General features: G+C 63.0%; 26 protein-coding genes. 13 read left to right on the forward strand and 13 right to left on the reverse strand.

Going from position 1 to position 26939, the window contains the following annotated elements:
* Positions 1–18: 18 nt before the first annotated feature.
* The 6 genes from ACIPW4_RS13250 (at position 19) to ACIPW4_RS13275 (ending at position 6358) form a co-directional block, all read left to right on the forward strand.
* A complete protein-coding gene (locus ACIPW4_RS13250) occupies positions 19–1425 on the forward strand; it encodes an NAD(P)/FAD-dependent oxidoreductase (RefSeq protein ID WP_400658448.1) in 1407 nt (468 codons plus the stop codon).
* Between the two features lie 19 nt (positions 1426–1444).
* The gene (locus tag ACIPW4_RS13255) at positions 1445–1792 is read left to right on the forward strand and encodes a cupin domain-containing protein (RefSeq protein WP_400658450.1); all 348 of its coding nucleotides are present in this window, start codon (positions 1445–1447) and stop codon (positions 1790–1792) included.
* A gap of 44 nt (positions 1793–1836) precedes the next feature.
* Positions 1837–3198, forward strand: coding sequence for an MFS transporter (locus tag ACIPW4_RS13260; protein ID WP_400658452.1), 1362 nt, complete (start codon positions 1837–1839; stop codon positions 3196–3198).
* 105 nt (positions 3199–3303) lie between these two features.
* Positions 3304–4821 carry a PucR family transcriptional regulator gene (locus ACIPW4_RS13265; protein WP_400658454.1) on the forward strand — a complete coding sequence of 506 codons (1518 nt, stop codon included), beginning with the start codon at positions 3304–3306 and terminating at the stop codon, positions 4819–4821.
* Positions 4822–4984: 163 nt separating this feature from the next.
* The gene (locus tag ACIPW4_RS13270; protein ID WP_400658456.1) at positions 4985–5413 is read left to right on the forward strand and encodes a hypothetical protein; all 429 of its coding nucleotides are present in this window, start codon (positions 4985–4987) and stop codon (positions 5411–5413) included.
* Positions 5414–5479: 66 nt separating this feature from the next.
* Positions 5480–6358 carry a LysR substrate-binding domain-containing protein gene (locus ACIPW4_RS13275; RefSeq protein ID WP_400658458.1) on the forward strand — a complete coding sequence of 293 codons (879 nt, stop codon included), beginning with the start codon at positions 5480–5482 and terminating at the stop codon, positions 6356–6358.
* 87 nt (positions 6359–6445) lie between these two features.
* Here ACIPW4_RS13275 and ACIPW4_RS13280 read toward each other — a convergent pair whose 3' ends face one another.
* Complete coding sequence (locus ACIPW4_RS13280) at positions 6446–6901, reverse strand: REP-associated tyrosine transposase (RefSeq protein WP_400658460.1); 456 nt, start codon at positions 6899–6901, stop codon at positions 6446–6448.
* A 204-nt stretch (positions 6902–7105) separates the two neighbouring features.
* A complete protein-coding gene (locus ACIPW4_RS13285; RefSeq protein ID WP_400658462.1) occupies positions 7106–8323 on the reverse strand; it encodes an amidohydrolase family protein in 1218 nt (405 codons plus the stop codon).
* A gap of 285 nt (positions 8324–8608) precedes the next feature.
* Here ACIPW4_RS13285 and ACIPW4_RS13290 point away from each other — a divergent pair, with 285 nt between their 5' ends.
* Positions 8609–9763 carry an MFS transporter gene (locus ACIPW4_RS13290; RefSeq protein ID WP_400658464.1) on the forward strand — a complete coding sequence of 385 codons (1155 nt, stop codon included), beginning with the start codon at positions 8609–8611 and terminating at the stop codon, positions 9761–9763.
* A 106-nt stretch (positions 9764–9869) separates the two neighbouring features.
* Positions 9870–10259 carry an NUDIX domain-containing protein gene (locus ACIPW4_RS13295; protein WP_400658466.1) on the forward strand — a complete coding sequence of 130 codons (390 nt, stop codon included), beginning with the start codon at positions 9870–9872 and terminating at the stop codon, positions 10257–10259.
* A gap of 42 nt (positions 10260–10301) precedes the next feature.
* Here the strand turns inward: ACIPW4_RS13295 and ACIPW4_RS13300 are convergent, their stop codons facing one another.
* The 5 genes from ACIPW4_RS13300 to ACIPW4_RS13320 all read right to left on the reverse strand — a co-directional run bounded on the left by ACIPW4_RS13300 (position 10302) and on the right by ACIPW4_RS13320 (position 14111).
* Positions 10302–10487, reverse strand: coding sequence for a hypothetical protein (locus ACIPW4_RS13300; RefSeq protein ID WP_400658468.1), 186 nt, complete (start codon positions 10485–10487; stop codon positions 10302–10304).
* Between the two features lie 306 nt (positions 10488–10793).
* Positions 10794–11567 carry an AraC family transcriptional regulator gene (locus ACIPW4_RS13305; RefSeq protein ID WP_400658470.1) on the reverse strand — a complete coding sequence of 258 codons (774 nt, stop codon included), beginning with the start codon at positions 11565–11567 and terminating at the stop codon, positions 10794–10796.
* A 34-nt stretch (positions 11568–11601) separates the two neighbouring features.
* Positions 11602–12837 carry an MFS transporter gene (locus tag ACIPW4_RS13310; protein ID WP_400658472.1) on the reverse strand — a complete coding sequence of 412 codons (1236 nt, stop codon included), beginning with the start codon at positions 12835–12837 and terminating at the stop codon, positions 11602–11604.
* Between the two features lie 265 nt (positions 12838–13102).
* On the reverse strand, positions 13103–13339 hold the full coding sequence (locus ACIPW4_RS13315; protein ID WP_400658474.1) for a hypothetical protein: 237 nt from the start codon (positions 13337–13339) through the stop codon (positions 13103–13105).
* Positions 13332–14111 carry a VacJ family lipoprotein gene (locus ACIPW4_RS13320; RefSeq protein WP_400658476.1) on the reverse strand — a complete coding sequence of 260 codons (780 nt, stop codon included), beginning with the start codon at positions 14109–14111 and terminating at the stop codon, positions 13332–13334. The genes ACIPW4_RS13315 and ACIPW4_RS13320 overlap by 8 nt, the downstream gene beginning before the upstream one ends.
* A 169-nt stretch (positions 14112–14280) precedes the next feature.
* Between ACIPW4_RS13320 and ACIPW4_RS13325 the strand changes: the two genes are divergently transcribed.
* Both ACIPW4_RS13325 and ACIPW4_RS13330 read left to right on the forward strand, forming a co-directional pair.
* On the forward strand, positions 14281–14991 hold the full coding sequence (locus ACIPW4_RS13325; protein WP_400658478.1) for a response regulator: 711 nt from the start codon (positions 14281–14283) through the stop codon (positions 14989–14991).
* Positions 14988–16343 carry an ATP-binding protein gene (locus tag ACIPW4_RS13330; RefSeq protein ID WP_400658480.1) on the forward strand — a complete coding sequence of 452 codons (1356 nt, stop codon included), beginning with the start codon at positions 14988–14990 and terminating at the stop codon, positions 16341–16343. The genes ACIPW4_RS13325 and ACIPW4_RS13330 overlap by 4 nt, the downstream gene beginning before the upstream one ends.
* Here the strand turns inward: ACIPW4_RS13330 and ACIPW4_RS13335 are convergent, their stop codons facing one another.
* The 3 genes from ACIPW4_RS13335 to ACIPW4_RS13345 form a co-directional block, all read right to left on the reverse strand.
* Positions 16344–16808: a DUF1348 family protein gene (locus ACIPW4_RS13335; protein ID WP_400658482.1), complete on the reverse strand. Its 465-nt coding sequence runs from the start codon at positions 16806–16808 to the stop codon at positions 16344–16346.
* Between the two features lie 108 nt (positions 16809–16916).
* On the reverse strand, positions 16917–17084 hold the full coding sequence (locus ACIPW4_RS13340) for a hypothetical protein (protein ID WP_400658484.1): 168 nt from the start codon (positions 17082–17084) through the stop codon (positions 16917–16919).
* A gap of 26 nt (positions 17085–17110) precedes the next feature.
* The gene (locus ACIPW4_RS13345) at positions 17111–17260 is read right to left on the reverse strand and encodes a hypothetical protein (protein WP_400658486.1); all 150 of its coding nucleotides are present in this window, start codon (positions 17258–17260) and stop codon (positions 17111–17113) included.
* 80 nt (positions 17261–17340) lie between these two features.
* Here ACIPW4_RS13345 and ACIPW4_RS13350 point away from each other — a divergent pair, with 80 nt between their 5' ends.
* A complete protein-coding gene (locus ACIPW4_RS13350) occupies positions 17341–17814 on the forward strand; it encodes a sn-glycerol-3-phosphate transporter (RefSeq protein WP_400658488.1) in 474 nt (157 codons plus the stop codon).
* 41 nt (positions 17815–17855) lie between these two features.
* Here the strand turns inward: ACIPW4_RS13350 and dkgB are convergent, their stop codons facing one another.
* Positions 17856–18659, reverse strand: coding sequence for a 2,5-didehydrogluconate reductase DkgB (gene dkgB / locus ACIPW4_RS13355; RefSeq protein ID WP_400658490.1), 804 nt, complete (start codon positions 18657–18659; stop codon positions 17856–17858).
* 315 nt (positions 18660–18974) lie between these two features.
* Here dkgB and ACIPW4_RS13360 point away from each other — a divergent pair, with 315 nt between their 5' ends.
* The gene (locus ACIPW4_RS13360; RefSeq protein WP_400658492.1) at positions 18975–23288 is read left to right on the forward strand and encodes an NEL-type E3 ubiquitin ligase domain-containing protein; all 4314 of its coding nucleotides are present in this window, start codon (positions 18975–18977) and stop codon (positions 23286–23288) included.
* A 59-nt stretch (positions 23289–23347) separates the two neighbouring features.
* Here ACIPW4_RS13360 and ACIPW4_RS13365 read toward each other — a convergent pair whose 3' ends face one another.
* Positions 23348–23842, reverse strand: a complete 495-nt coding sequence (locus ACIPW4_RS13365) for a DUF934 domain-containing protein (RefSeq protein WP_400658494.1) — start codon at positions 23840–23842, stop codon at positions 23348–23350.
* Complete coding sequence (locus ACIPW4_RS13370) at positions 23826–25478, reverse strand: nitrite/sulfite reductase (protein WP_400658496.1); 1653 nt, start codon at positions 25476–25478, stop codon at positions 23826–23828. Before ACIPW4_RS13370 ends, ACIPW4_RS13365 begins: the two co-directional genes overlap by 17 nt.
* A gap of 214 nt (positions 25479–25692) precedes the next feature.
* Between ACIPW4_RS13370 and ACIPW4_RS13375 the strand changes: the two genes are divergently transcribed.
* Positions 25693–26769, forward strand: a complete 1077-nt coding sequence (locus tag ACIPW4_RS13375; protein ID WP_400658498.1) for an ABC transporter substrate-binding protein — start codon at positions 25693–25695, stop codon at positions 26767–26769.
* Positions 26770–26939: the final 170 nt, after the last annotated feature.

Below are 26939 nucleotides of genomic sequence, written 5' to 3' on the forward strand. Positions count from 1 at the left end.
CACAGTGGAACCACTCCCATGCGCCTGCACCCCTCACACCCTCTGACGCGCAGCCACTGGCTGCAGAGTCTGGAGGAAAACCTGCAGCCCACCCTGCCCCTTGAGGGTGAATGCAACGCCGACGTCGCTATCGTCGGCGGTGGCTTTGTCGGCCTGTGGACGGCGCTCACGCTCAAGGAACGCACCCCGCACCTCGACATCGTCGTGCTGGAGCAGGACATCTGCGGCGGCGGTGCATCGGGGCGCAATGGCGGCTTTGTCATGTCATGGTGGCCGAAGATCGGTTCGCTGTTGAGCTTCTGCAGCGAGGAGCAAGCGCTGTTCCTGGCCAATGCCGCCGAGCGGGCGATCGCCGAGTTGGGCGAGTTTTGCGAGCAGCATGCAATCGATGCGCACTTTGCCAACAAAGGCTGGCTCTGGACGGCGACAACCCCCGCCCACATCGACAGCTGGAACGGCACACTCGACCTGTGCGCACGGCTTGGCGTTCAGCCTTTCGAGCGTGTATCAAGGGAAGACGTGGTGGCGGCCACGGGTTCCGATGTTCACCTTGCAGGCATATTTGAACGCAGCAACGCAACCGTGCAGCCAGGTGCTCTGGTGCGCGGCATGCGCAAGGTGGCCAGGGCGGCGGGGGTTCGCATTTTCGAACAAACCCCGGTCAACCGGATCGAGCCGGGGAAAACGGTACGGCTGAGCGCCAGCAAAGGCCATGTCAACGCCAGTTCCGTGGTATTGGCCAGCAATGCCTGGGCGGCTTCGATTGCAGAGCTCGCCAAGCTGATCGTCCCCGTCAACAGCTCCATCGTGGTGACCGAGCCGATTCCCGAGAAACTGCAGCAGATGGGCTGGACGGGTCAGCAGTCGATCACCGACTCGCAGCTGATGGTGGACTACTACCGCACCACCCAGGACGGGCGCATTGCCTTTGGCAAGGGTACCGGCGCGCTGGCCTATGGCTCGCGCATAGACAACACCTTCAGCAAGCACCCGCAGAGTATCGAGCTGACGGAAGCTGACTTTCGACGCACCTACCCGAGCCTTGCCTCGACCCGGATTGCCAGTGCCTGGTCAGGGCCGATCGATCGCACCTACGACAGCCTGCCGGTGTTCGGCACGTTGGCTGAAAGCCAGAACATTCATTACGGCATCGGCTGGAGCGGCAACGGCGTCGGCCCCAGCCGCCTCGGTGGCCGCATTCTCGCCAGCCTGGTGCTCGGCAGCGAGGACGAGTGGAGCACCTGCTCGCTGGTCGGCCGCAGATGCAAGACCTTCCCGCCAGAGCCGTTCCGCTTCCTCGGTGGCGCGCTCGTGCGCAATGCCGTGCTCCGCAAGGAGCGCGCGGAAATGAGCGGCGCGCGGCCCTCTGCCATTGACCGCCTGCTGGCCGGGCTCGCCCCGGCCGGCCTTGAAGACAAAGCCTGACCCTACAGGAGCCAACACCATGACCCCAATCATCAAACGCCTGACTGCCGATACTGCATTCTCAGCCCCGAGGCCGGTCGCCCAACCCTTGGGTGACCTGGTTTCGCAGACCCGTCTTGCCCTGGATGAGGGCGTGCAAAGCCCGCATTTCTCACTGGGCGTGTGGGAGTGCACGCCAGGTAGCTGGCGCCGTCAGGTGCTGCAGGCCGAGTACAGCTATTTCATCAGCGGCAAGGGCAGCTTCACGCCTGACGAAGGCGAGGTCATCCACTTCCAGGCGGGTGACGCGGTTTACTTCCCGCCGAACACAACCGGTGTCTGGGTGATCGAGAAAACCGTCACCAAGCACTATTTCATCGTTGGCTGATCGGCCCTCGCACCTCCCATAATTTCAATAAGAAAGGTCGCTATATGAGCGTGTTCGATATCATCGAAAATTCGCCCGTCTCCAAGTTCCATCGCAAGTTGCTGCTGGCGTGCTGCGGTGGCCCATTCCTGGACGGTTACATCCTCAGCCTGATTGGCATTGCCCTCATTGGCTTCGCCCAGGACATTCCGGCAACGCCCGTCGAGACGGGGCTCATCGGTGCCGCTTCGTTGCTGGGTATCTTCTTTGGCGCGACAGTGTTCGGTGCAGTCACCGACCGGATCGGCCGCGAAACCATGTACGCGCTGGATCTGACGGTTCTCATCATTGCCTGTGGCCTGAGTGCATTTGTCACTGATGCCTGGCAGTTGATCCTGCTGCGATTCGTCATTGGCCTCGCGGTCGGCGCGGATTACCCGATTGCTACTTCTCTGCTTACCGAGTTCACGCCTTCCAAGCGCCGTGGTTTCATGATTGGCCTGTCTGGGCTGGCCTGGTCGGTGGGTGCGATGACGGCGTTTGTCGTGGGCTATCTGGTGGTCAAATTCAGCGGTGACCACTCCTTGTGGCGCTGGATGCTGTTCAGCGGTGCCGTTGTCGGCCTGATCGTGGTGATCATGCGTCGCGGCATTCCCGAGTCACCGCGCTGGCTGGCGAGCAAAGGGCGGGTGAAGGAAGCAGAAGCGGTCATTCAGCAGGTCTATGGCAAAACGGTGAAAATCACCCAGCACGACATTGATCAGCTCAATGATGGCGGGCGTCCACGTTCCATGCTGGCAGACTTGAAGATGATTTCGTCAGGCGGCTACCTCAAGCGCACGATCATGTGCGGCGTGCTCTACTTTGCCCAGATCACTCCGCAGTACGTGCTGTATACCTTCGGTGGAATGATCTTGATTTCCGCAGGTATCAAAGGGGTTAACGCGTCCACATTGGGTGAGTTGCTCATCGCCGTTCTATTCGCTATTGGCGTGATACCGGCGTTGAAGCTGGTAGAGACCTGGGGGCGCCGCCCCATGGTGCTGGTGCCGTTCGCGTTGATGGCAATTCCGCTGTTCGCGCTTGCGCTGTGGGCTGATGCCCCGGCCTGGTTCATCATCGCTGCGTTCGCGTTCTATGCGTTTGTCTCTGGCGGGCCGAGCATCCTGGAGTGGATCTACCCCAACGAATTGTTCCCGACCTCCGTGCGCGCCACCGCAGTTGGCGTAGCGGTAGGTATAAGCCGTATCGGTGCGGCCACCGGTACGTACCTGACGCCTATCGGTATCGAGTCCATTGGCCTGCAAGGCACATTGCTGATTGGTGCCGGCATAACACTCCTTGCGTTCTTCGTCTGCCTGGCTTGGGCACCGGAAACCAAAGGGCGTTCGCTACAGCAATCGGCCTCGCTGAGCATGGCGACGTAATTGTCTGCCCCTGGCGCTTATCTGGCTCGACGGTCGATGGGCGTCGCTGCTAGGGTGGATGCCTCGCCGAGCGCTTCGGCATCCGCTGTGTGGCAGTCCATTACCATGTCTTTCAGCATCCAGGGCATCATCGACAATGCATCGCTGCGTACCCGGTTGCTCACGGGGGCAGAAGGCGTGCAGCGAGCGTTGCGATGGGCCCATGTATGCGAGTTGTCCGACCCCAGCGAATGGCTGGGGGAGGGCGACTTGCTGATGACCACGGGTATCGGTATCCCCCGTGATGCCGATCAGCAGCGGGTTTACGTGACGCGGCTTGCCGATGCCAAGGTGGCCGGGGTGATGATCGGCGAGAACATGCAGGCGCCGGACAACCTCTCGGCACTCTGTGACCAGGCATCGCTGCTCGGCTTCCCGGTACTGACCACTCACTATTCGGTGCCGTTCTCGGCAGTGACCAAGGCCATTCTGGATGCACGGCAGCAGACAGAGGACCAGCGCCGGCGTGCTGTGGTGCGGCTGTATGAAAGCGCAAGGATCGGGCTGCGGCACTTGGGCCTGAACGGCTTGTTGTCGAGGCTTTGCGCAGATGTGGCGGCCGAGCTCTATCTGTTCGACACGCGCAGCCTGCTGCCATGGGAACAGGGGCTGCCGCAGCTGCCAGAGCAGTGGTGCAAGGTGATCGCCATGCGCGCTCGCCTTACCTACGACCTGACCCGTTGCCATGACGGGGATCGCGAAGCGCTGGTAATGGCACTGCCGGCGCTCCCCGAGTGCGCGATTCTTGCCACGGGCGGCGAGTTGCTCGACTACGGCATTCTGCACCATATCGCATCGGTGCTCGCGATCGAGTTGGAGCGCGTGCAGAGCGAGCATGAGCGAATGCTTCGCCTGGGCTCCGAGCTCGTGGATGACCTGGTCAACACGAGGTTGAGCGAACGCGCTGCGGCTGAGCGCCTGGAACAGCTTGAATGTCCACCGGCCGGCGCGCGCCTGGCGTTGGCCCGGCTCGATGCAGCGGCTCCCGATAGCTGGCAGCTTGAGCTGAGTCGGCAAGGCCTGAGAGTGCTCGCGCGGCAGGCAGGTGATGAGCTGGTGATCCTGTTGGCCGACCCGGCAGCCTGCAAGCCCTTGCAGGACCTATTGGGCACTGGCCTGGGTGTCAGCGCCCCGCTGGAGACGGGCCTCAGGGCGGCTGAAGCGCTGCGCGAGGCGCGCCTGGCCCTGGCGCACACGACACCCGCGCGGCCGGTCGTCGACTATGCCCATGCACTGGATGAAGCCTTCTGGCTGCCCAGCGATCTGGCGCAGGCGCGCAGGATGTACCGACGGGTGATTGGCAGCCTGGTCGACTACGACGCAGACAATGGCAGCCAGCTTATCCAAACGCTGCGGGTCTTTCTCGAGCAGAACAGGTCGTGGCAAAAATCGGCGCAGATACTCAACGTGCACAAGCAGACCCTGGTCTATAGAGTGCGCAGGATCGAAGCGATTACCGGGCGTTCGCTGGATGACACCGAAGGTGTGGTTGCGCTCTGGATTGCCCTGCGCGCGATGGATATTGCAGCTGACGGGATGCCATCCACACCCATGAAAAATGCTCGGCCATTTTCCCCGCAATGATCACGCTCACGAAGATGGCTACCGGTAGGATCAGTTTGTTCATCAGGTCTTCCATACGGGGCATACCCGAGCAGCTTCGGCACTCGAGCGTGGTTAGGGGTGTATTCTGTGTCGCAGCCGAATGAATGCCCTCTATCGTTACCCAAGCCCAAGGATGAGCATCTTGAACACCCGCAACCCCGTCATCAGCGTGCTGATCTTCCCGATCGCGCCCATCGCCGTGATCTTTCTGACCCACATGCTCTGCCGGGAACTCTGGTACGCAAGCTACTACGTGCCAGGTGAGGATGGCGGCGAAGTCGAACCGGCAATGGCCATGATCGGCATTCCGTTTCTGTTGATCGTCGGCTCATTGCTGCTGGGCAGCATGACCGCGCTGGGCAAGTGGGGCGCGCCGCGCTGGCTGACCGCTTTGGTGCGAGTGCCTGTGGCCAGTGTGGCGCTGCTGCTCTCGCTGGTGGCGAGCGCATTCTTCATGGGGCAGCCCCAGGCCGTGTTCAGCCATTGGCAGGTGGCTTGCGCCTGGCTGTTATGGTTGGCGAGTGCGGCAGCCTTGGTTGTGCAGCAATGGGATCGGTTGCGCGGCCAATAAGCGCCTACCCTTGGCTCAGCTTCAGGCATCATGTACGCAGCCCCATTCGAAAGCCGACCTCAGCCCATGACCGACAGCACCAACCCCAACCGCGCCATCTACGATCTGGACATGCTCCGCGCCGTGGTCATGGTCGCCGACTGCGGCAGCTTCACTACCGCTGCTGCGCGCCTGCATTCCACCCAGTCCACGGTCAGCCAGAAGGTGCGCCGGCTGGAGGAAATGGTCGGCCACCAGCTGCTTGACCGCAGCAACCGCGAGGTGCACCCGACCGACGCCGGTGAAACCCTGTTGCGTTATGCGCGGCACTTGCTGGCGGTCAGCAGCCAGCTGACCGAAGCGATGTCGGGCGGGGTTTCGGTCACGGTGCGTATCGGCCTGCCGGACGATTTTGTCGCGGGCAAGACGATGCAGGCGCTGGCGGCGTTCAACCGGCTCAATCCGACGGTCAAGCTGGAGATCACCGGTGGCCTGAGCCGCGACCTGATGAGCACCTACGACCGTGGCGAGCTGGACCTGGTGCTGGTCAAGCAACGGCGTCACAGCCGCGAGGCCAATGCCTGCCAGCCAGAGCGCATCGAGTGGATCGACAGCGCGCAGTACCCAAGCTTCGCCCAGGACCCGATCCCGCTGGTGACCTTTCCGCCGCGGGGCTTGTACCGCGATGACATGATCAGTGCAGTCGAGGCCATGGGCCGCAGCTGGCGCATCGGTTTTACCAGTTCGAGCCTGGCGGGTATCCAGGCAGCGGTGGCCAATGGGCTGGGTGTCAGCCTGCTGCCGGCGCGGGTGGTGACGGCCGGGCATCGGGTGCTGGGGGCGGAGGAGGGGTTCAAACCGATCCGGGTGTTCGAGGCGGCGATATTTCATCGGCCTACGGCGGATCCTATGGTCCAGGAGCTGGCCGAGATTCTGATTGGCATCTTGCGGGCAGAGGCTGAGTGATGGGGGCTGCTTCGCAGCCCACCGCCGCGGTTCGTCGCCACGACAAGCGCGGCTCCCACAGGGTATCGCATTGCCTGATCAAGATAGTTAGAGCCAGATTGCATCCCAGTGTGGATAGTCGCCAACCTTCTCGACCAAGCCTGCTCGCTTCGGGTTCATGACAATGTATCGCGCCACTGCCTGAACATCTTCTTCACGGCGCAGCGCCCGGTCATGAAAGCCCTTCTGCCACAGCTGCCCGCTGCGCCCTTTGTGCCGATTGATCATCATGGTGCTTCGCGACTTCACTCTCCGCATCAGTTGCCTCAAGCTCAGTGGCCCGAGCTCGATGAGCCAGTGAAAATGGTCGGGCATCACTACCCAGGCTAAAGACCGGGCTGTGCCTTCCTCTTGCGCCAGACGGAACTGCTCCACCAGCAGTCGGGCCGAATGAAATTCACTGAAGATATGTGCCCTGCCCAACGTCGAGCTGGTGAGCAGATACAGGCGGCTGGTTTCTGAAAATCGGCCAAGCCTCAATTGATCTGAATGGGGACGATCCATGTTCCCTGCCTCCTGATGTTGTGCTCATCAGGCTAGTGGCTAGGTGTTCGTTGCAGGCAGGACAACTGACACCTGATGTGTCTGTAGGGGGCTGCTTTGCAGCCCATCGCCGGCAAGCGCGGCTCCCACCTTGAACGTTGTACGCTGGCCAGGTGGGAGCCGCGCTTGCCGGCGATGGGCCGCAAAGCGGCCCCGGGGAGCTCCCTAGCGACGCAGTTCTGCAGCAAACTGCGCAGCCTTCAACTGCAACTGCGCAGGCCCGCCCCAGAACGCCCCATGGCGCACGATCACCCGTTCATGAATGGCCGCTGCCACCGCCGCCGCCGCATTGGGCGCCTTGAACAGCACGAAGCTGGCTTCGTTGCCCACCATCAACCCGTAATCCCGCTTGCCCATCACCCCGGCACTGGCCTCGGTCGCCATCTCCAGCGCCACCCGCAGTTCGTCGTCGGTGTTGAAGCCCGAGCGGTAGCTGACCAGCATCGCCCGTTGCAGCATGTCGCCGTTGCCGTAGGGCCACCAGGCATCCTGGATGTTGTCGTTGCCGGTGAACACCCGCACCCCACCTGCACGCAGGCGCAGCACGGGCGGGAAGGCGTGGTCACCGGGGGCATTGGTCATGATCGAGACGCCGGCACGGGCCAGTACTTCAGCGGTGCTGTCGACTACCGCGTCGCTGACGTCGCCCAGTCCATAAGCGTGGCTGACCGCCACCAGCCCTTGCATGCCCAGCGCTTCGGTACGTGCGGCAATGCGCTTGAGCTGGGCGATGCAGATGTCGCCCGGTTCGTGCAGGTGGATGTCGACTTTCACGCCATGCCGATCGGCAATGCCGAAAACGATATCGAGCTGCGCTTCAGCGTCGCCATCCAGGGTAGTCGGGTCGATGCCGCCGACCACCTGCACGCCTTCACGCACCGCGGCTTCCATCACTTCGGCAGTGCCGGGGCAGGTCACCACGCCCGCCTGCGGGAAAGCCACCAGCTCGATGTCGATCAGGTCCTTCCACTTGTCGCGGGCTTCAAGGATGGCGCGCAGGTTGGTCAGGCCGGTGGTGGCGTCGACGTCGACATGGCAGCGCATGGCCAGGGTGCCGAACGAGGCGGCCTGGCGAATCAGCGCGTCGGCGCGCTCGACGATCGGCGGGGCGCTGGCAAGCTCGCGCTTCTCCACGGCCAGCCGTTCGCGCAGGCTGGCGACCGGCTGGTGCGGGCGCCAGCGGTCGCCGACGAAGCTCTTGTCCAGGTGGATGTGGCCGTCGACGAAGCCGGGCAGCACCAGCAAGCCTTCGAGGTCGATGGTCTCAAGGGCGGCGATGCTGGCGCGTTGTGGGCCGATGTGGCTGATGCGGCCGTTGTTCACGGCAATGTTCAGGGGTTGGCCATCGGCATCGATGGCATTGATGAACTCACGGTCGTTCATGATTGGGGCCCTTTTTTTCCGAGGCTTGGTCAGCGTCATACGGTAGGGAGGATCCACGGCCCTCACAAATTAATTATCAGGATCGACCACAGTGCGTTTCTTGATACAGGCATGGGAAGTTGGCCGGCATTAAAAAGTGCACTGAAGTCGATTCCGATAATTAACTTTCAAACCCTGTGAACACCGCCCAGGATGAGCGCGTGACCCGCCATGGCGCCTGCCACGGCGCTTTCCAGGGCAGGTCGACAACCACAATAAAAACAAATGCCGTGTCGGAGTCCTCTCATGAACAATGATTCCAAGCTGCTGCGTGCCGCCTTGATTTTCATTGCCTGTACTGCATTCATTGTCTGTGGTGTGCAACCCATTTTCATGGGCTTGGTCACCGAGCAATTGAGCCTGTCACTCGACCAGCAGGGCTGGGTGGTGTCGGTAGAAATGATCGGCATGACCTTGGGTACCTTGCTGTGCCCGATACTGATGAAGCGCCACGGTGGGCGCAGCCTGTGCCTGTGGGGCGGCGCGCTGTGCGTGGCCTTGAGCATCGCCACGGCCTTCGCCGGCAGCAACACGTTGCTGCTGGCCGTGCGCCTGGCGGCCGGCACCTGTGCGGGGCTGGTTTACGCCTATGCCGTGTCGACGCTGGGCCGTTTGCCCAACCAGGACCGTTCGTTCGGCTTGATGCTGCTGCTGCAGACGCCGGAGTACTCGCTGTTTTCGGCAGCGTTGCCACTGCTCGCCGCGCAGAGCGGAACGCTGACCGCCTTGTGCGCATTCGGCCTGTGGTATTTGCTGATCTGCGGCGCCAGCCTGGTGCTGCCACACCGCCCGATGCTGTCGCTGGCAAACGGCGAAGGTTCGCCCGCCCAGGGTGGCTCGGCGCGTACCGGGCGCACGGCGCTGCTGGGCATGCTGTTCATGCAGGTCGCCATCTATTGCGTGTGGGGCTTCATCGACCAGCTGGCGCGCGATCAGGGCATTGACGGGGTCGACATCGGCTGGGCGTTCGGCCTGTCGGCCATCGGTGGCCTGCCCGGGGCAGGGCTGCCAAGCCTGCTGGGTGCGCGGGTCAATCGCCAACTGATGATCGCGGTGGGACTGGCGGCGGTGTTCATCTCCATTGCCATGCTCACCGGTCATACCCGCACGCCTGTGCAGCTGTTCGTTGCGCTGCTGTTGATCAACTTTGGCTGGGTGCTGTCGTTGTCGTACTACATGGCGCTGATCACCACCAACGACCCGACCGGCAAGCTCACGCCGCTGGTCAGCATTACCCTGATGGGCGCGGCGGCGGTGACCCCGGCGCTGATCGCCCTGCTTGTAGACGGCTCCAACCAACAACTGATCTTCCTGCTGGGCACGGCGGCGCTGGTGATCGCCTTTGCCGTGACCTGTCTGGGGGCAGGGGCCAGGGCACCGCGTCGCAAGGCGGCGATCTGAACCATCACGCGCCGGTAATGGTCATTCAATCGAAACATTACCACCCTAGAGTTGGGACAGGCGCCTTGCACGGCGCCTGTCCCGCCCACCGAATGGGATCGCGCGCATGAAGGCAATGGACACCGCTACCGCCAGACGCAAGGGTATAAAGCTTCGCGCCACGGTGATCTACCGCAAGGATGGCGAGGTACTGTTCGTGCGCAAGCGCAACGCCAAGTGGAACCTGCCTGGCGGTACCGTAGAGCGTGATGAAACGCCTTTGCAGGCTGCGCATCGTGAGATGGTCGAGGAAACCGGCCTGGCGTTCGACGAGCTGCACTATATCGCCGAATTCCGCGAGGACAAGGTGATCCATTACCTGTTCGAAGCTCGCAAGACAGCTTCCAAACCGCGCCCATGCAACGAAATAGACGCCTGCCGCTGGATCAAGCCAAAGGCTGTATCGAAGCGGCGGGTGCGGCGCCCGATCAGAACCATACTCAAGCGCTGCGCCTGACGTTGAGCAAAAATGCCCCGCACCGCCGGGGCGTTTGCATGCCTACTGCAGCGTCGGCGGTTTCGCCCCCTCTGGTAGCGCAGCCACCACGGCCTCTATCCGTGCAATGTCCCGCGCCATTCGCTCTGCCTCTTCATGCTTGCCCTGGGCCTTCAGGCTGTCCCGCTCCCGGCGCAGATTCAGTAAATTCTTCTGCAAGGCCAGGCCAGATTTATTGTATTGATCCATGTTTCTCTCGTGCCATGGGGCATCCGTGCCGTTGTAGGAAAAATGGACCGTAACAGCCACAAAATCCTACGGAAACTGAGGTTTCATACAGGAAAATGCTGTTAATACGATTCCACCTACAGGCACTGGAAGAAACTTCCTACAATTCCGCCCGCTAGCTGTTTCAACTCATGTACATCAAATACCCGTTGGATGCCCGGTTTTGCTGAGGTTTGCCGGGTAACTGCGGTTCAAGCGCAGGCGCGGGGCAGTCACATTGAAATCACCCGTCGCTGAAACGTTATGTAGCAATGTTCGGGGCACAACTCACTTGAAGAACTGGCTCGGCGTGATGCCGAACTGGCGCTTGAACATGCTGGCGAACGCACTGGGGCTGTCGTAGCCCAGCGTGCCCGCCACATCGATGATGCGCTGGCCCAGGGCGATGCGCTCGAGCGCCTGCATCAGCCGCGCCTGCTGTCGCCACTGGCCGAAGGTCATGCCGGTTTCCTTGCGGAACAGGCGCTGGATGGTCTTCTCGTCGACACCCAAGTGCGCGCCCCAGTCGGCCACGGTCGAGGTGTCGTGCGGCCGCTCGTGCAGGGCCGTGCAGATGGTCCGCAGGCGTTTGTCGCTGGGGTGCAGCAGCTTCAGCGGCAGGGTTGGCAACACGCAGATCTCGTCGAGGATCAGGCGCATGATCCGCGCCTCGCGCGAGTCCTCGACAAAGGGCCCGAGGAAGTCGACCGAAGCCTTGATCAGTTCGCTGAGCAGCGGCGATATGCTAATGGCCTTGCTCTGTTGTGGCAGTTCAGCCGCCGCATCGGTGCGCACGAACACGCTGCGCATCTTCACGTCACCGACGCAGCGGATGGCATGCACCTGGCCGCTGGGCATCCAGATGCCGCGGCTGGGCGGCACGGTCCAGCGCTCGGCTTGCGACTCGACCAGCATCAGCCCCTTGATGGCGTAGATCAGCTGATGCTTTGCATGCGAATGGGGGGCGATGTACCAGTCGGGCGGGTAGTCGGTTGCCCGGCTGCCCACCTCCCAGGTCCATTCATCGACTTCCAACAGCAACTCATGCTGGGGTTTGACCATGGTGATCTCGTGCAGTCCGACAAGCTCGGCCATCTTAGCAGCAGCGGGTGGGCCGTGCTTTCGAGCGAGTCGCCGGCAGCAGCGCGGTGGCCAGGCCCAGCAGCGGCAGGAACGAGATCACCTGGTACACCCACTCGATGCCATGCAGGTCGGCCAGTTTGCCAAGGCCGGCGGCGCCGATGCCGCTGATGCCGAACATCAGGCCGAACATCACCCCCGAGACCATGCCGACGCGGCCAGGCACTGCCTCCTGGGCGTACACCACCAGCGCGGCGAAGGCCGACGACATCACCAGGCCGATGGCCACTGCCAGCACGGCGGTCCAGGCCAGGTTGGCGTAGGGCAGCGCGAGGGCGAAGGGGGCCACACCGAGGAAGGAGATCCAGATCACCGCCTTGCGCCCGATGCGGTCACCCACCGGCCCGCCGGCAAAGGTGCCCAAGGCCACGGCGGCGAGGAATATGAACAGGTACAGCTGGCTTTGCTGCACGCTCAGGCCGAAGTGTTCGATCAGGTAGAAGGTGAAATAGTTGGTGAACGACGCGATGTAGACGAACTTGGCAAACATCAGCACGGCGATCACGCCCACGGCGCGCCACATGGCGCCTTTGGAAAGCCCAGGCGCCTGTTGCCCGGCCAGGCCTTTGAGCTGCGTCTGGCCGTGGCGGATGGTCCAGCCGGTGACGCGCAGCAACACGAAAATGGCCAGGGCTGCTGCCAGCATGAACCAGGCGATGGCCGGCTGACCGTGGGGGATGACGATCGCGGCGGTCAGCAGGGGGCCGATCGCAGAGCCGGTGTTGCCGCCGACCTGGAAGGTCGACTGCGCGGTGCCGAAGCGTCCGCCGGAGGCCATACGTGCCACCCGTGAGGCTTCCGGGTGGAAGGTCGCCGAACCGATACCCACCACGGCAGCAGCGAACAGCAGCATCTCGTAGCTGTTGGCAAAGGCGAGCAGGGCGATGCCGACCAGGGTGAACAGCATGCCGGTCGGCAGCAGGTAAGGCATCGGGCGCTTGTCGGTGTACATGCCGACCCAGGGCTGCAGCAGCGAGGCGGTTACCTGGTAGATCAGGGCGATCCAGCCAATCTGGGCAAAGCTTAACGAAAAGTCGCTCTTGAGCATCGGGTAGATCGATGGCAGCACGGCCTGGATGAGGTCGTTGAGCAAGTGGGCAAAGGCGGCGGCGCCGACGATGCGGACCAGAAAGCCCTGGGGTTGGTCGGCAGCGGTGGCGGGCGGGGCCAAGGTGGCGGCAGGAGTGGTCATAAGCGAGGCTCTTTTTCGAGTGATGGCAAGGCATTGCCCGAAGGAGGTTATCCAGCCGGGCAATGCCTGTCTCGCGCTGAACAGGCACTCACTGTCGCGATTCGGACATTCATCGCCCCGCTCGGGCACAAGCGGCAGAACCCGACGATCCGCCATGCAGTCAGCGGTTGTGCCTGTTATGCCTGATCATGGCGCATTCACCCGCTCCAGGCCCCGGCGCCCACGTGTGGCCGCAATGGGCAAGATGACGCACTGAGCAACGTCATCAGAATGGCTGGAGCGTCGTGTCTTCCTTGGCCATCCATTTGAGCAATGCGGCGATCGGTACGCGGCGATGCACTTCGTGACGCTGGGCCTCGCCACCGTTGCCATAGCGTTCCCGATAACGGCTGACAATCAGTTCGCGCCCATCCGCCGAGACGCGGGCTTCGAGTTCGTGCAGCAGCACAGACTGCTCGGCCCCGCATACAACACGGCGGAACAGTGAAACGGCATCATTCACCGGTATTGCCTCCCTGGCATTGGTCCGGGCGCTTGCCGGGCGCGCCGAGCTTGCCCTCGGCAACCCGGTTGGCACGCTCTTGCGCGGTGTAATCGCGCAATGCCAGGTAGTAATCCGGCTGAGTACGCAGCTTGTCGGTCAGCGGCAACGCCTGTGCCCGGCCATCCACCACGCCACCGGCCATGGCCACGGTGCTCAGGGTCTGGACGGTATCGCTGTTGTCGCCGAACGGGTCCAGCGCCATGCTCAGTACCCGGCCAGTCGCATCGCGCAGGTTGTGCGAGCCCAGCAGCGGCAGTTCGACGATCGGGCCATCGGCGATGTTCCACACGCCGAAGGTCTGGCCGAAGTCCGACTGATGGCGAGCAAGCCCCATCTTGCCGGAGACATCGATCAGGCCTGCTACACCGAGGGTGGTGTTGAAGATGAAGCGGCTCAGGCTGGTCATCGCCCGTTCACCGTTGCCTTGCAGCAGGTCGTTGACGAACACCTTGGGCTCAGCGAAGTTGGCGGCGAAGTTGTGCACGCCTTGCTGGGCGAAGCTCGGCAACGCGGTATAGCCGCGGGCGACCGGCGCCAGCAGGTAGTCGTCGACGCTGCGGTTGAAGGCGAACACGGCGCGGTTGGCAGGTTCGGCCGGGTCGCTGAGCTGATGGGCGACAGGGCCGCAGGCGCTCGCCGGCGGGCGCTGGCTGCAGCCGCTGGCGGTGAGCAGTGACAGCGCCAGGACCGTGTTGCGGGCGGATAACCAGGCAGCAGAAGGGGTGGGCATGGGGCACATTCCTGTGAAGAAGTGGCGCCGATGCTGCGGGGGATTAATTACCTGGGAATGTCCGGATTATCTCGTCTCTGACACTTTGTTTCCGGGTTGAAATATATGACGGCAGCCCGGGGATGGCCTTACAGTAGGCCGTAATTGCCTTTGTTCGCGGTACCTTTGTGTGAGCCATTTGTTGATTGTTGACGATGATGTTGAAGTACTCGACCTGCTGCAGAAGTTTCTCCGTCAGCACGGCTATGAGGTCGATGTAGCCCGCGATGGCAAAGGGCTTTGGCAAGCCCTGGAGAGGCGCGTACCTGACCTGGTGATTCTCGATGTGATGCTGCCGGGCGACAGCGGCCTGGTGCTGTGCCAGCGCTTGCGCGCCGAGCACAAGGTGGCGGTGATCATGCTCACGGCCATGGCCGAGCTGAGCGATCGCGTGGTCGGCCTGGAGTTGGGGGCCGACGATTACCTGACCAAGCCATTTGCCGCCCGCGAGCTGCTGGCGCGGGTGCGGGCGGTGTTGCGCCGGGTCAGCGAAGCGGCAGGCGATGTGACCAGTAACCCGTGCACGGTGCTGACGTTTTCCGGCTGGCAACTGGATGTGCTGCGGCGTGAGCTGCGCTCGCCAGAGCAGGTCATGATTCCGCTGTCCAACGGTGAATTCGAGCTGCTGCTGGTATTTGCCGAGCATCCGCGGCGGGTGCTCAGCCGCCAGCAATTGCTCGACCTGGCCCGGGGCGAATCCTATGAGGCCTATGACCGCAGCATCGATGTGCAAGTCAGCCGGCTGCGGCGCAAGCTGGAGGGTGAGGCAGGCGCCGAGCCGCTGATCCGCACCCTGCGCAATGCCGGCTATCAATTCACCGCCACCGTGGTCAGGCGATGAGCCTGTTTGCCACGCTGCGCAAGGCCCTGCCGCGGCCCCGTATCACCATCGCCCGCTGGATCGCCCTGACCACCCTCACGGCGATGCTCATCCTGCTGTTGCTCAAAGGGCTGTTCAGTCTGTTGCTGAGTGTGTGGGCGCAGCCGCCGTTGTTGGAAAGCGGGGTGATCGAGAAGGTCGCCGCCGTGACCCGCATCCTGGATGCCGCACCGGTCCCCCAGCGCGCCAGCCTCGCCAGCGTGGCGGGGGACGGTTCTTACACCGTGCAATGGTTGCGCAGCCACGACGAAGCCGGTGTGCCGGTGCTGGTCGATGCCGAATTTCGCAAGGGTACGCCAACCTTGCGTGCCTTGCTGAAACGGCCGGGTGCACGCATTCAGGCGTTCGAACCGTCCGATCTGCCGGAGTACGCACCGGCGCGCGGCTACGCCCTGATGATCGAGCTGAGTGACCAGAGCTGGGTGCTGTACCGCGCCACGGATCGCAGCTGGGGCCTGGACGAACTGCCGCGCAACCTGATCATCCTCGCCTTGATGCTGGTGTCGAGCCTGCTGGTCGCGCTGTTCGCCACGCGCTATCTGGCCCGCCCGCTCGAACGGTTCGCCGAGGGCGCGCGGCGCTTTGGCAAGGACTTCAATGCCCCGCCGATCCCGGTGGTCGGCCCCCACGACCTGCGCCAGGCCATCATCGCCTTCAATGGCACCCAGGCGCAGCTCAAGCACTTCGTGAATGACCGCACCCAGATGCTGGCGGCGATCTCCCACGACCTGCGCGCGCCATTGACGCGCATGCGCCTGCGCGGCGAGTTCATCGAGGCCGGCGAACTGCAGGCCCGACTATTCAAGGATGTCGACGAAATGCAGGCCATGGTCGACGCCGCGCTGGCGTTCTTTCGCGACGATGCGAGGCTTGAGCAGACCACTGCGTTCGACCTGGCAGAGATGCTGCAAACGGTGGTGGAAGACTTCAAGGATGCGGGTATCAAGGTTGCGCTCGACGCGCCGCGGCGCTGCGTCTACGTCGGGCGGCCGATAGGTATCAAGCGGGTGCTGGTGAACTTGGTAGACAACGCGATCAAGTATGGCCTGGCGCCCGAGATGCGGCTGGCGGTCACTGCCGAGCAACTGCAGATCACCGTGCTGGATCGCGGGCCGGGCATCGCGCCTGAATTGCACGAGCACGTCTTTGTGCCCTATTTCCGCATCGAAGGTTCGCGTAACCGCGACACCGGTGGCGTTGGGCTTGGGTTGCCGGCGGTGCGCGCTATCGTGCTGGAGCAGGGTGGCAGCGTGACCTTGGCCAATCGCCCGGGCGGCGGGCTGGAGGTCAAGGTCAGCTTGCCTGTGGGCTGATCAGAGGCCCAGATCGCTCAGGCCCGGGTGATCGTCCGGCCGCCGGCCGAGCGGCCAGTGGAACTTGCGCTCTGCTTCGGCGATAGGGTGTTCGTTGATGCTGGAAAAACGGTTTTGCATCAGGCCATCCTCGGCGAATTCCCAGTTCTCGTTGCCATAGGCGCGGAACCACTGGCCGCTGTCGTCGTGGTATTCGTAGGCATAGCGCACGGCGATACGATTGCCGCTGAAGGCCCACAGTTCCTTGATCAGGCGGTATTCGAGTTCGTGGTTCCACTTGCGGGTCAGGAACGCCTCGACCTCGGCGCGGCCACGGGGGAATTCGACCCGGTTACGCCAGGCGGTATCGACGGTATAGGCCAGTGCTACTTTGGCAGCATCGCGGCTGTTCCAGCCGTCTTCGGCGAGGCGGACCTTCTGGATGGCGGTTTCGCGGGTAAAGGGAGGCAGCGGGGGGCGGGACATCGGGGTGGCTCCTCGGGAGTGGTTGACAGGGAGTAGCGTAGTACTCGCCGGGGTTCCCGAGAATCAGTGGGGTTGGCATTTCATTGTTGCGTGAAGTGGAACAAACCCTCAGGTCTCTACTTCGTCTACATAGGCATCGAAGAACCAGTCAGGGACTTCTTCGGCACGGTACTCGAGCTCGCTACCCTCTGTGATTTCTGCCAGCCATGTAGCGCTCTCGCCCGAGTTATCGAACACATAGGCGCGGTTACTGACGGCGATGGCATCTGGCAGCAAGTCCAATGCTCGCGCATAGCGCTTTTTTACAAGGTCTGGTCTGACCGGGTGACCGCCCGCCTGAACTCGGATATGGACCCGGTTGAACCGCGCAGGTTCAAGCTGCCCAGGTTCACGCCATAGTCTTCCTGCCCGCCAGGCTGCTGCCCATACAACAGCAGACGGCGAATCGGCATCACTCCTCCTTGGGCGTTCCCTATGGCGCGATTGACCTGGCGCGGCTAGTGTCACTGGATTGTCCCGCGAGACATCGAGCATGAACAGGACGTCGATTGCAGCGATCGGGCTGCTGGCACTGAGTCTGGCCGCGAATGCCGAAGAAGGCGAGCGCGAGGGGGATTATTGGTACGTGCAGACCAGCGCCTATACCAAGCACTGGACCCACGACCCGGAGCACAACAACCACCAGGAACTGCTCGGCATCGAGCGCATTTACACCGACAGCCTGCTATGGGGCGTGGCGACCTTCAAGAACTCCTTCTACCAGCGCTCTTACTATGCCTACCTGGGCAAGGTCTGGGAGCATGAGCGCTATCCCGTGTACGCCAAGCTGAGCGCGGGCTTGATCGAAGGCTACAAGGGCGATTATGACGACAAGATCCCGCTCAACCACCTCGGCGTGGCGCCGGTGATCATTCCGTCGTTCGGTGTGCACTGGGGGCCGCTAGCGGCCGAATTCGTGGTGCTGGGCGGGGCGGCGGGGATGATCAACGTGGGGCTGAGGTTCTGATCAAGGCCATGGGGGCTGCAAGGCAGCCCCGCGTGGGTGTCTCAGTCCCAGGCCGGAGCCAGGTTTGCCGGGCTGACTTCGCGGCCATTGCGTTCAAGCGTGGCAATGCGCGCCATGTCATCGTCATCCAGGCGCAGGTTCTGGGCGAGCAGGTTGCTGGCCAGGTTCTCGCGTTTCGTGGAGGACGGGATCACTGCGTAACCCAGTTGCAGGGCCCAGGCCAGAGCGACCTGAGCGACGGTGGCTTTATGTTTGGCGGCGATCTCCGTCAGTACCGGGTCTGTCAGCACCTTGCCGTAGGCCAGGGTCATGTAGGAGGTGACCGTGATCCCCTGTTCCTTGAGAAACGCCGTCAATTTGCTGTTCTGCAGGTACGGGCTGAGCTCGATCTGGTTGGTGGCGATCCCGCCCTTGCCGACCACGCCGATGGCTTGCCTGGTCAGCTCGATGTTGAAGTTGGATACGCCAATCTCGCGAGTCAGGCCCTGTTGCTTGGCTTCGGCCAGGGCTTGCATGTATTCGGCCAGCTCGACGCCGTTGCCTGGGGCCGGCCAATGGATCAGCAGCAGGTCGACGTAGTCGGTGCGCAGTTTTTTCAGGCTGTCGTGCAGGCTTGGGATCAGCTTGTCGGCAGCATAGTTGTCGACCCAGATCTTGGTGGTGATGAACAGCTCGCTGCGCGGCACGCCGCTCTCGGCGATGGCCTGGCCGACGTCGGCTTCGTTCTTGTAGATCTGTGCAGTGTCGATGGCCCGGTAGCCCAGTTCCAGGGCCGACTTGACCGAATCGATGACGGTCTGACCGGTAAGGCGGAAGGTACCGATGCCAAAGGGTGGAATGCTCATGGGGCTGCTCCTGGTAGGTGCAAGGTGAACCGGACCGAGCCGGATCCCTCAGTGTAGGCTGGTCGTTGAATGCGGAGCAGTGTGCGGGTTTGCGGGCGATTGATTAAGGTGAGGCGAGGCCAAGGTCATTTGCCATGGAGTCACGAATGGCGATGCAACCCGCAAAGCCAGGCACACAGGGCAATCGCAATCCCTTGTTCATCCCCTCCGCGCCGGGCTGATGGCGGAGCACCGTGGTCTGCGTGAGCGATAACTACCGCCATGCATCAGGCAGAGTTGCTGGGATGGTGTTCCTCTCTTCACAAGGAACACATCATGGCGACTTCTGCCTTCCCTGACGACAGTATCGATGCCCTGATCGCCAGCCGTGTACCCGCTTGGCTCGGCGCCTGTCAGCCTCATGAGCGCCAGGCGCTGTTGCAAAGCCTGCGCCTGCAACAGAATCGCCAGGCCCAGGTCAGTGCCTTGTTTGGCAGCATTCCTGCCCTGGACGACTTCGCAGGCGTGCGCCTGGACCGCGCATTGCAAGAGCAGCATTCCCTGCTGGTCGATTGCCGCCTGGCCAAAGTGCGCATGGTCACATCGGTACAGCTGTACCCCTTCATGCCGGGAGTGCCCGGCGGCACAGCCATCAAAACCTTCGAGCATCCGCTACTGGTCGCAGCGCTGCACAATTTCACCGAAACCGAAGCGACCCGCGCCAGCCCGCTGCCAGGCAACATCCTGCTGGACCCGCAGGGTCTGCCGATGGCCATGGACCTTCGGCAGTTTGCCACGCTGTGCCGTAATCTCGACCTGGGTGGGCAATACCAGGCAGAGCTCAAGGCGATACTCGAGCCCGCGGGCGAGGCGGGCGTGACGATCCGCAAGGAGCTGGCGGAGTACCACCAGGCCAGCCTGCTGGTTGCTGTTCACCTGGCGGGGCTGCAGGGGCAGCTCGACCGACGTTGCTATGAGCAGTTTCTGGCCATCGGTGGTGCGGGTCTCGACTCGCCTGCGCTGCAGCCCCACAGCTTGCGTCTGCTTGGGCGGCAGGTTCAAGGCGTGGTGGCATTCGAAATCAGTCATTCGAGTAGCACGGGCGACGTTGTTGAGGGCGTGTTGTGTTGGGTCCCCGGTGACCCGGATGGGCCGCTGCGCTGGCATGCTTCCTGGGCGCAGTTGTTCGAAGCGCTTGGCCGGCGCCTGCGAGGCAACGAATACGCAGCCTTCTTCGATCGCTTCATTCGCCAGGCTGACCGTGCTGCGTTTCAGCAACGTCTGAGCGCGCTACAGCAGGCCACCGAGGGCAGCGAGCCGTTGCTACTGGACGGCCGTACCCAGTTGGTGCCGGGCTCCTTGTTCGAATTCCTGGCGCAAGCCCAGCTGGACAACTGCATCGAAGACGCCCGCGTGCTGGCGGTGCCAACTGCGCAAGTGGACAGCGCCGAGCGAACCCGGCGCCTGATGTTCTACCTATCGGTCGGTGTCGATCTGCTGGGAATGGCCAGCTTTTATGTCAGTGCCCTGGCTTGGCCAATGGCAGCGATAGGTGCTTTGCAACTGGTCGACGACATCTACGAAGGCTACGCCGACTGGCGCGTGGGTGACCGGGAGGCGGCGTTGCAGCACCTGTTCAGTGTCGCCGGCAACCTGGCGCTCACCGGCGTGCCGGTGGGCGTGGGCCATGGCATCGAGCGCTTTGCAGCGGTCGACGACCTGTTGCCTGTGCGTACCAAAACCGGGCAGTTGAAACTGTGCAGCGCCCAGTTGCCTGGGTATCAGATCGAGAGCAGCGAGACGGGTATCGGCCAGCGCACCCGGCACCCTGAGGGGGAGCGGCTCGGTACCCATGCCGGCACGTTCCTGATTGAACAGCCGCCCGGCGGCGGAGGGTTGCGTATCCGTCACCCGCAACGCCCGCAAGGTTATGCGCCACGGATGAGCCACAACGGTGCCGGGATGTGGCGCCATGAGCTGGAGTTGCCACAGGAATGGCCAGACAGTGCAACGCTGTTTCGCCGCTTGGGCATTCCCCTGCAGGATGCCCCGCAAAGCATGGTCAACGACCTGTTGACGATAACTGGCCTGGATGCCGATCGTCTGCGTCGTCTGCACCTGGAGGACATGCCACCGCCCGCCCGCTTGCTCGACGCCTGGCAGCGCCATGAGCTGCACGAGCGTTACCCAAGGCTGCGAGGTGCTGCTTTCGAATCGGTGTTCGCCGACAGCCAGGCGGCATTGCCGCCGGAAGCATCGGTGTTGCTGCGTGACTTTCCGGGGCTGACCCGGCGCGCCGCCAAGGAACTGACCGAGCGTGCCGATGGCGTGGCCCTGGGCGTGCTGCGCGAGGGCCGCCGCGTACCCTTGAGTGTGGCCGAGGATGCTCGCTGGAGCTTGCGCGAAAGCCGAATAGACCGTGCTTGTGCCGGGCTGCTGCAACCCCAGGCCGGCAACGCCGACACCTCACTGCTGGCATTGGGCATGCTCGTTGACTGGGCGCCCTGGCCTGAACACACACGCGTCGAGTTGCGCGAGGGCGATGCCCAAGGCGCGCTGCTGGCCAGTTACGGTGCGGGCGGCGGCACGCATACGCGAACGCTGGTCAGCACGAACACAGGTTTCCAGGGCTACAACGACGGCACGCCGGTCGCGACGGCCAACAATGGCTTGCTGCACACCCTCTATGGTTTGCTGGATGAACAGCAGCGGCGTGTACTCGGCGATGCCGGCCTGTCGGTGTCGCAACTGGCCAAAGGCCTGGCTGCCAGGGCGGCGACCCACCGTGAGCATGCCGGCGCCTGCATCGGCCTGGCAGATACCGGGCAGTGGGTGCGGCCACCGGCTCGCCTGGGCGATGGCCGGTTGGGCTATCCGCTCAGTGGCCGTGGCGCCGGCGCCCAGCGCGGGCTCATCGGCGGTTATCGCCAACTGTTCCCCACGATCACCCCGTCCCAGCTGCACAACCAGTTGGAGGAACTACGGGCGATGGGCGTAGACCCTTGGGAGCACTACAACAACCTGCAGGGGCAGTGGGGCGAACTTGCCGATACACTGGATACCTGGCGCCATGGCGTAGGCGGGCTGTTCCGGGGTGAACGCCGCCAACGGGTGTGCGAGCGCATCCGTGCCAGTTGGCGGCGCCAGCTGCGTGACCCCAACGGCAGTCATCAACTGATCCTGGAAAACGAGCGGATCGGTGAATTGCCGACATTGCCCGCCCAAGCCGATTTCAGCCATGTCAGCCGCCTGAGCTTGCGCGGCATGGACTTGGCCGAGGTCAATCCGGGCTTTCTGCGTGGCTTCACCAACGTCAGGCACCTTGACCTGCGTGACAATCGCCTGTTGGGCATTCCTGAAGCCTTGGAACACTTGCCGCGCCTTACCGAGTTGCTCCTGGGCAACAATCGTATCGTGATAGGCAGTGCTGGTGTGCGACGCCTGGCCAGTCTTGCCGACCTAAGGGTGCTGGATCTGGCGCAAAACCCGCTTGGCAGCGCGCCCGCACTGCAAACCCTGTTGCCGTTGCGCCAGGTATCGTTGCGCGGCACCGCGTTGGCCGAGGTACCCATGGCGTTGCTCGAGCATCCATTGCTCGAACACCTGGACTTGCGGGGCAATCGTATCGGCGAGCTGAGTGAGGAGGCGGCCCGCTTGATCGCCATGCGGCCCGAGCGCGTCGTGCTGCACGACAACCCGCTCTCCGAAGCTGCCCGCCTGCGTTTGCGGCGATGGCTGCCGAACCTGGCCGAGCGGGTGCTGCCACGCCGTCAGCATGCCCAACAACAGCAACGGCAACCGGGGCGATGGCTTGAGGGCTTGTCGGTGTTCGAGCGCGAGCAGCGCCTGGCGCAGTGGAACAACCTGGCCGAAGAGCCTGGCGCCGATGGGCTGATACGTTTCCTGCGCGACCTCGCCGCGTCTGCGGAGTACGACCGCCAGCCCGGAGAACTTCGGCGCCGGGTATGGCGCATCGTCGAAGCCTGCGAACGGCATGGCGAGATACGCCAGGCACTGTTGCAACAAGCCAACGCCGAACGGGGCTGTGCCGATCAGCTGTTGCTGTTGCTCAGCACGCTGGAGGTGCGCTTGTTATCGGTTCAACGCACGGCTGGCTTGTCTCTGGCCGAGGCCGAGGCGCCCTTGGTGCGATTGGGGCGTGAGCTGTTCCGATTGGACCAGGTCGACCGGATCGCTTTGGCGCATATCGATACCGTGCGCAGGCGCGACCCCCATGCCCTGGTCGATGATGTCGAAGTCCTGCTGGCGTATCGTGTGGGCCTGGCCAGGCAACTGCATCTGCCGGGGCAACCGTCACACATGTATCACGCGCGCTTCAGCGGCGTGGAGATTTTCCACCTGGGCCAAGCCGCCAGGCAGGTCGAAGCGGCGCAGACGCCTGCGGCAGTCAGTGCTTCGTTGGCCCAGCGGGATATCTGGGTCGACTACCTGCATGAGCGTTATCCAGGGCAGTTCGAGGCCAGTGATGCGCCATTTCATGAGCGTCTGGAGGGATTGCTGGAGCAGGCCGCCACCCTGCCAGACCAAACCTATCGCGATCAGGTAGACGCGGTGGCGCAGGCTCGTACGGCAGCCGAGCAAGCGTTGATTCGACGCCTGACCGACCAGGCCATACGACGCAACCCGTAAACGCCGCAGAATGCACAAGGCCCACCATAGGGTGGGCCTTGTCGATGAAACAATGACGATCAGCGGCGGCGGAATAGCGGCAGTGGCTCGTCGGTGGCGCCCTGGTAGGTCACCGAGAAGTCATTCAAGCTCTGCAGCGCGTCTTCCGGGTCCTTGTCGGCACGGATGGCAAACGCATCGAAGCCGCAGCGGGCCATGAAGAACAGCTGGTCGCGCAGCACGTCGCCGATGGCGCGCAGCTCGCCCTTGTAGCCGTAGCGGTCACGCAGCAGGCGCGCATTGGAATAGCTGCGCCCGTCAGTGAAGGCCGGGAAGTTCAGGGCGATGACCTGGAAGTGCTGCACGTCGTCGCCGATCTCTTCCGCTTCCTGGTCGCTGTCCAGCCACACGCCCAGGCCGCCGTCGCGGGCCTTGAGCACGTGGGCATGGTCGCGCCACATCTGCAGCGGGACGATATAGTCGTCGCAGTTGCTCAGCTCGTCGAACGAGAAGTCCTTGGGCAACAGGTGCCAGGTTTCGTCGACGATCTGGTTGTTCTTAATGATTCGCTGCATAGACGCGTTCCTTGAAGGGGTCGATGCCGATACGCTGGTAGGTGTCGATGAAACGCTCTTCCTCGGTACGTTGTTCGACGTACACGGCGATCAGCTTCTCGATCACATCGGCCATGGCATCCTGGGCGAAGGACGGGCCGAGGATCTTGCCCAGGCTTGCGTCGCGTGCGGCATTGCCGCCCAGCGATACCTGGTAGAACTCCTCGCCCTTCTTGTCCACCCCGAGGATGCCGATGTGGCCGACGTGGTGGTGGCCGCAGGCGTTCATGCAGCCAGAGATGTTCAGGTCGATCTCGCCTATGTCGAACAGGTAGTCCAGGTCGTCGAAACGGCGCTGGATGGATTCGGCGATCGGGATCGACTTGGCGTTGGCCAGCGAGCAGTAGTCACCGCCCGGGCAGCAGATGATGTCGGTCAGCAGGCCGATGTTCGGCGTGGCAAAGCCGCCCTCGCGCAGTTCCATCCACAGCGCGTGCAGCTGGCGCTGCTCGACGTCGGCCAGGATGATGTTCTGCTCGTGGGAGGTACGCAGGAAGCCGAAGCTGTAACGCTCGGCAAGGTCTGCCACGGCGTCCAGCTGCTTGTCGGTCAGGTCGCCAGGGGCAACGCCGGTCGGTTTGAGCGACAGGGTGACCGAGACATAGCCAGGGCGCTTGTGGGCGCGGGTGTTGCGCGAGCGCCAGCGGGCGAAACCTGGGAATTCGGCGTCCTGGGCGCTGTAGTCGACATTGTCGAGGGCCAGGTACTGCGGGTCGACGAAGTGGCGCGAGACGCGTTGTACTTCTTCTTCGGTCAGGGTGGTGCTGCCGCCACGCAGGTGGGCCATTTCGGCTTCGACCTTCTCGGCGAACACTTCCGGGGTTAGCGCCTTCACCAGGATCTTGATCCGAGCCTTGTACTTGTTGTCACGGCGACCGTAACGGTTGTACACGCGCAGGATGGCGTCGAGGTAGCTGATCAGGTCCTGCCATGGCAGGAACTCGTTGATGAACGAACCGACCACCGGGGTACGGCCCAGGCCACCGCCGACCAGCACGCGGAAGCCCAGTTCGCCAGCAGCATTGCGCACCGGCTCCAGGCCGATGTCGTGCACTTCGATGGCGGCGCGGTCTTCTTTCGAGCCGTTGATGGCAATCTTGAATTTGCGCGGCAGGTAGGCGAATTCCGGGTGGAAGGTGGTCCACTGACGAACGATTTCACACCATGGACGCGGGTCGACGACTTCATCCGCGGCAACGCCGGCGAACTGGTCGGTGGTGGTGTTGCGCAGGCAGTTGCCGCTGGTCTGGATCGCGTGCATCTGCACGGTGGCCAGCTCGGCGAGGATGTCCGGGATGTCTTCCAGCGCCGGCCAGTTGTACTGCACGTTCTGGCGGGTGGAAATGTGGGCGTAGCCCTTGTCGTAGTCGCGGGCGATCTTGGCCAGGGTGCGAACCTGGGTGGCGTTCAGCTGGCCGTACGGCACGGCGACACGCAGCATCGGCGCGAAACGTTGGATATAGAGGCCGTTCTGCAGGCGCAGAGGGCGGAATTCTTCTTCGCTCAGCTCACCGGCCAGGTAGCGGCGGGTCTGATCACGGAACTGCTTGACGCGGTCCTCGATGATCCGCTGATCGTACTCGTCGTATACGTACATAAAAGTCCTGTCTCAGGCTGCATGCAGCTATTCGCGCGCACGGCCGCGCACTCCGGTTCGGAGCGGGGGAACGATAGCAGGTTGGGTTTATGCGCTAAAGTGATGTTTTTGCATATGAAAAGAACCAAACGAACTAAGTGAGACTGACTGGCATTTGTTACCCGGGAGTGCCACGGGTTTATACTCGATGGATTGTTTCATAAGGTGTTTCCGCATGCTCAAGGCGCTTTGCCAAAGCCTGTGCCTGAGCCTGCCGCTGGCAGCGTCCGCTCAGGCCGCTTCGGTGGTCTTTCTCAATCCTGGTCAGTCCAACGAAACATTCTGGGCCAGCTATTCGCGGTTCATGCAAGCCGCCGCCGATGAGCTCGGCATGACCTTGCGCGTGGAATACAGCGAGCGTGATGCTGCACTGGCGATGAGCCAGGCCCGGTCAATTCTCAAGGGCTCGCAACGGCCGGACTACCTGGTGCTGGTCAATGAACAGTACGTGGCGCCGGAGATCATCCGCCTGTCCCAGGGCACCGGGGTCAAGCTGTTCCTGGTCAACAACGGCCTCACGGCCAACCAGGCCAGAAGCATCCAGGCCCAGCCCGACAGGTACGGGCAGGTACTCGGCACCCTGACTGCGAATGACAAGCAGGCGGGCTTTCGCATGCTGCACGAGATGGTCGCCTTGCTGCCACGCGGCAATGAGCCGATCGACCTGGTGGCCTTCGCCGGGGTCAAGACCACCCCGGCTTCGCAGCTACGCGAAGATGGCATGCGCCAGGCATTGGCCGACTTCCCCCAGGTACGCCTGCGCCAGGTCGTGTATGGCGCCTGGAATCGTGAGCGCGCCTATCAGCAGGCGCAGCAATTGCTGCAGCGCTACCCGAAGACCCGGCTGGTGTGGGCGGCTAACGACCAGATGGCCCTGGGTGCGATGCAGGCGTTCGACGAAGCCGGGCGCAAGCCTGGGCGCGATGTGGTGTTCAGTGCCGTCAACAGCTCGCCTGACGCCCTGCGCGCCCGCATCGACGGGCGCCTTGGCGTGCTGATGGGCGGGCACACCACGCTTGGCGGCTGGGCCATGGTGCTGCTGCACGACGATGCCCAAGGGTTGGAGGTGAATCGCGACGGCAAGCGCGAGCACATTCTGCCGGTGCTGCAGTCGATCGACCAGGCCAAGGCACGGCGTTGGCTGAAACTGATGGAACGCGATGATTACGGCGTCGATTTTCAGCATTACAGCGCCGAAGGGCGGCCGTCGAGCTATCAGTATCCCTTTCTTGCGTCACCTGTCGATTATTGAAAGACCCTGCTTGAGAGAAGGGCATTGCTCGTCTTAACTGCTGGTGGTGAAGTGCATTCCCATAACCACTACAAGAGGCAATGCAATGGGAAACTCTACCAAAGTCCGCAAAGCTGACAGCAGTGTCGATGCCTGGGCGATCCTCTGCCTGATCGTGCTGGTGGTGGTCA

The organism is Pseudomonas sp. NPDC089996 (genome assembly GCF_044748405.1).
Taxonomy (GTDB): domain Bacteria; phylum Pseudomonadota; class Gammaproteobacteria; order Pseudomonadales; family Pseudomonadaceae; genus Aquipseudomonas.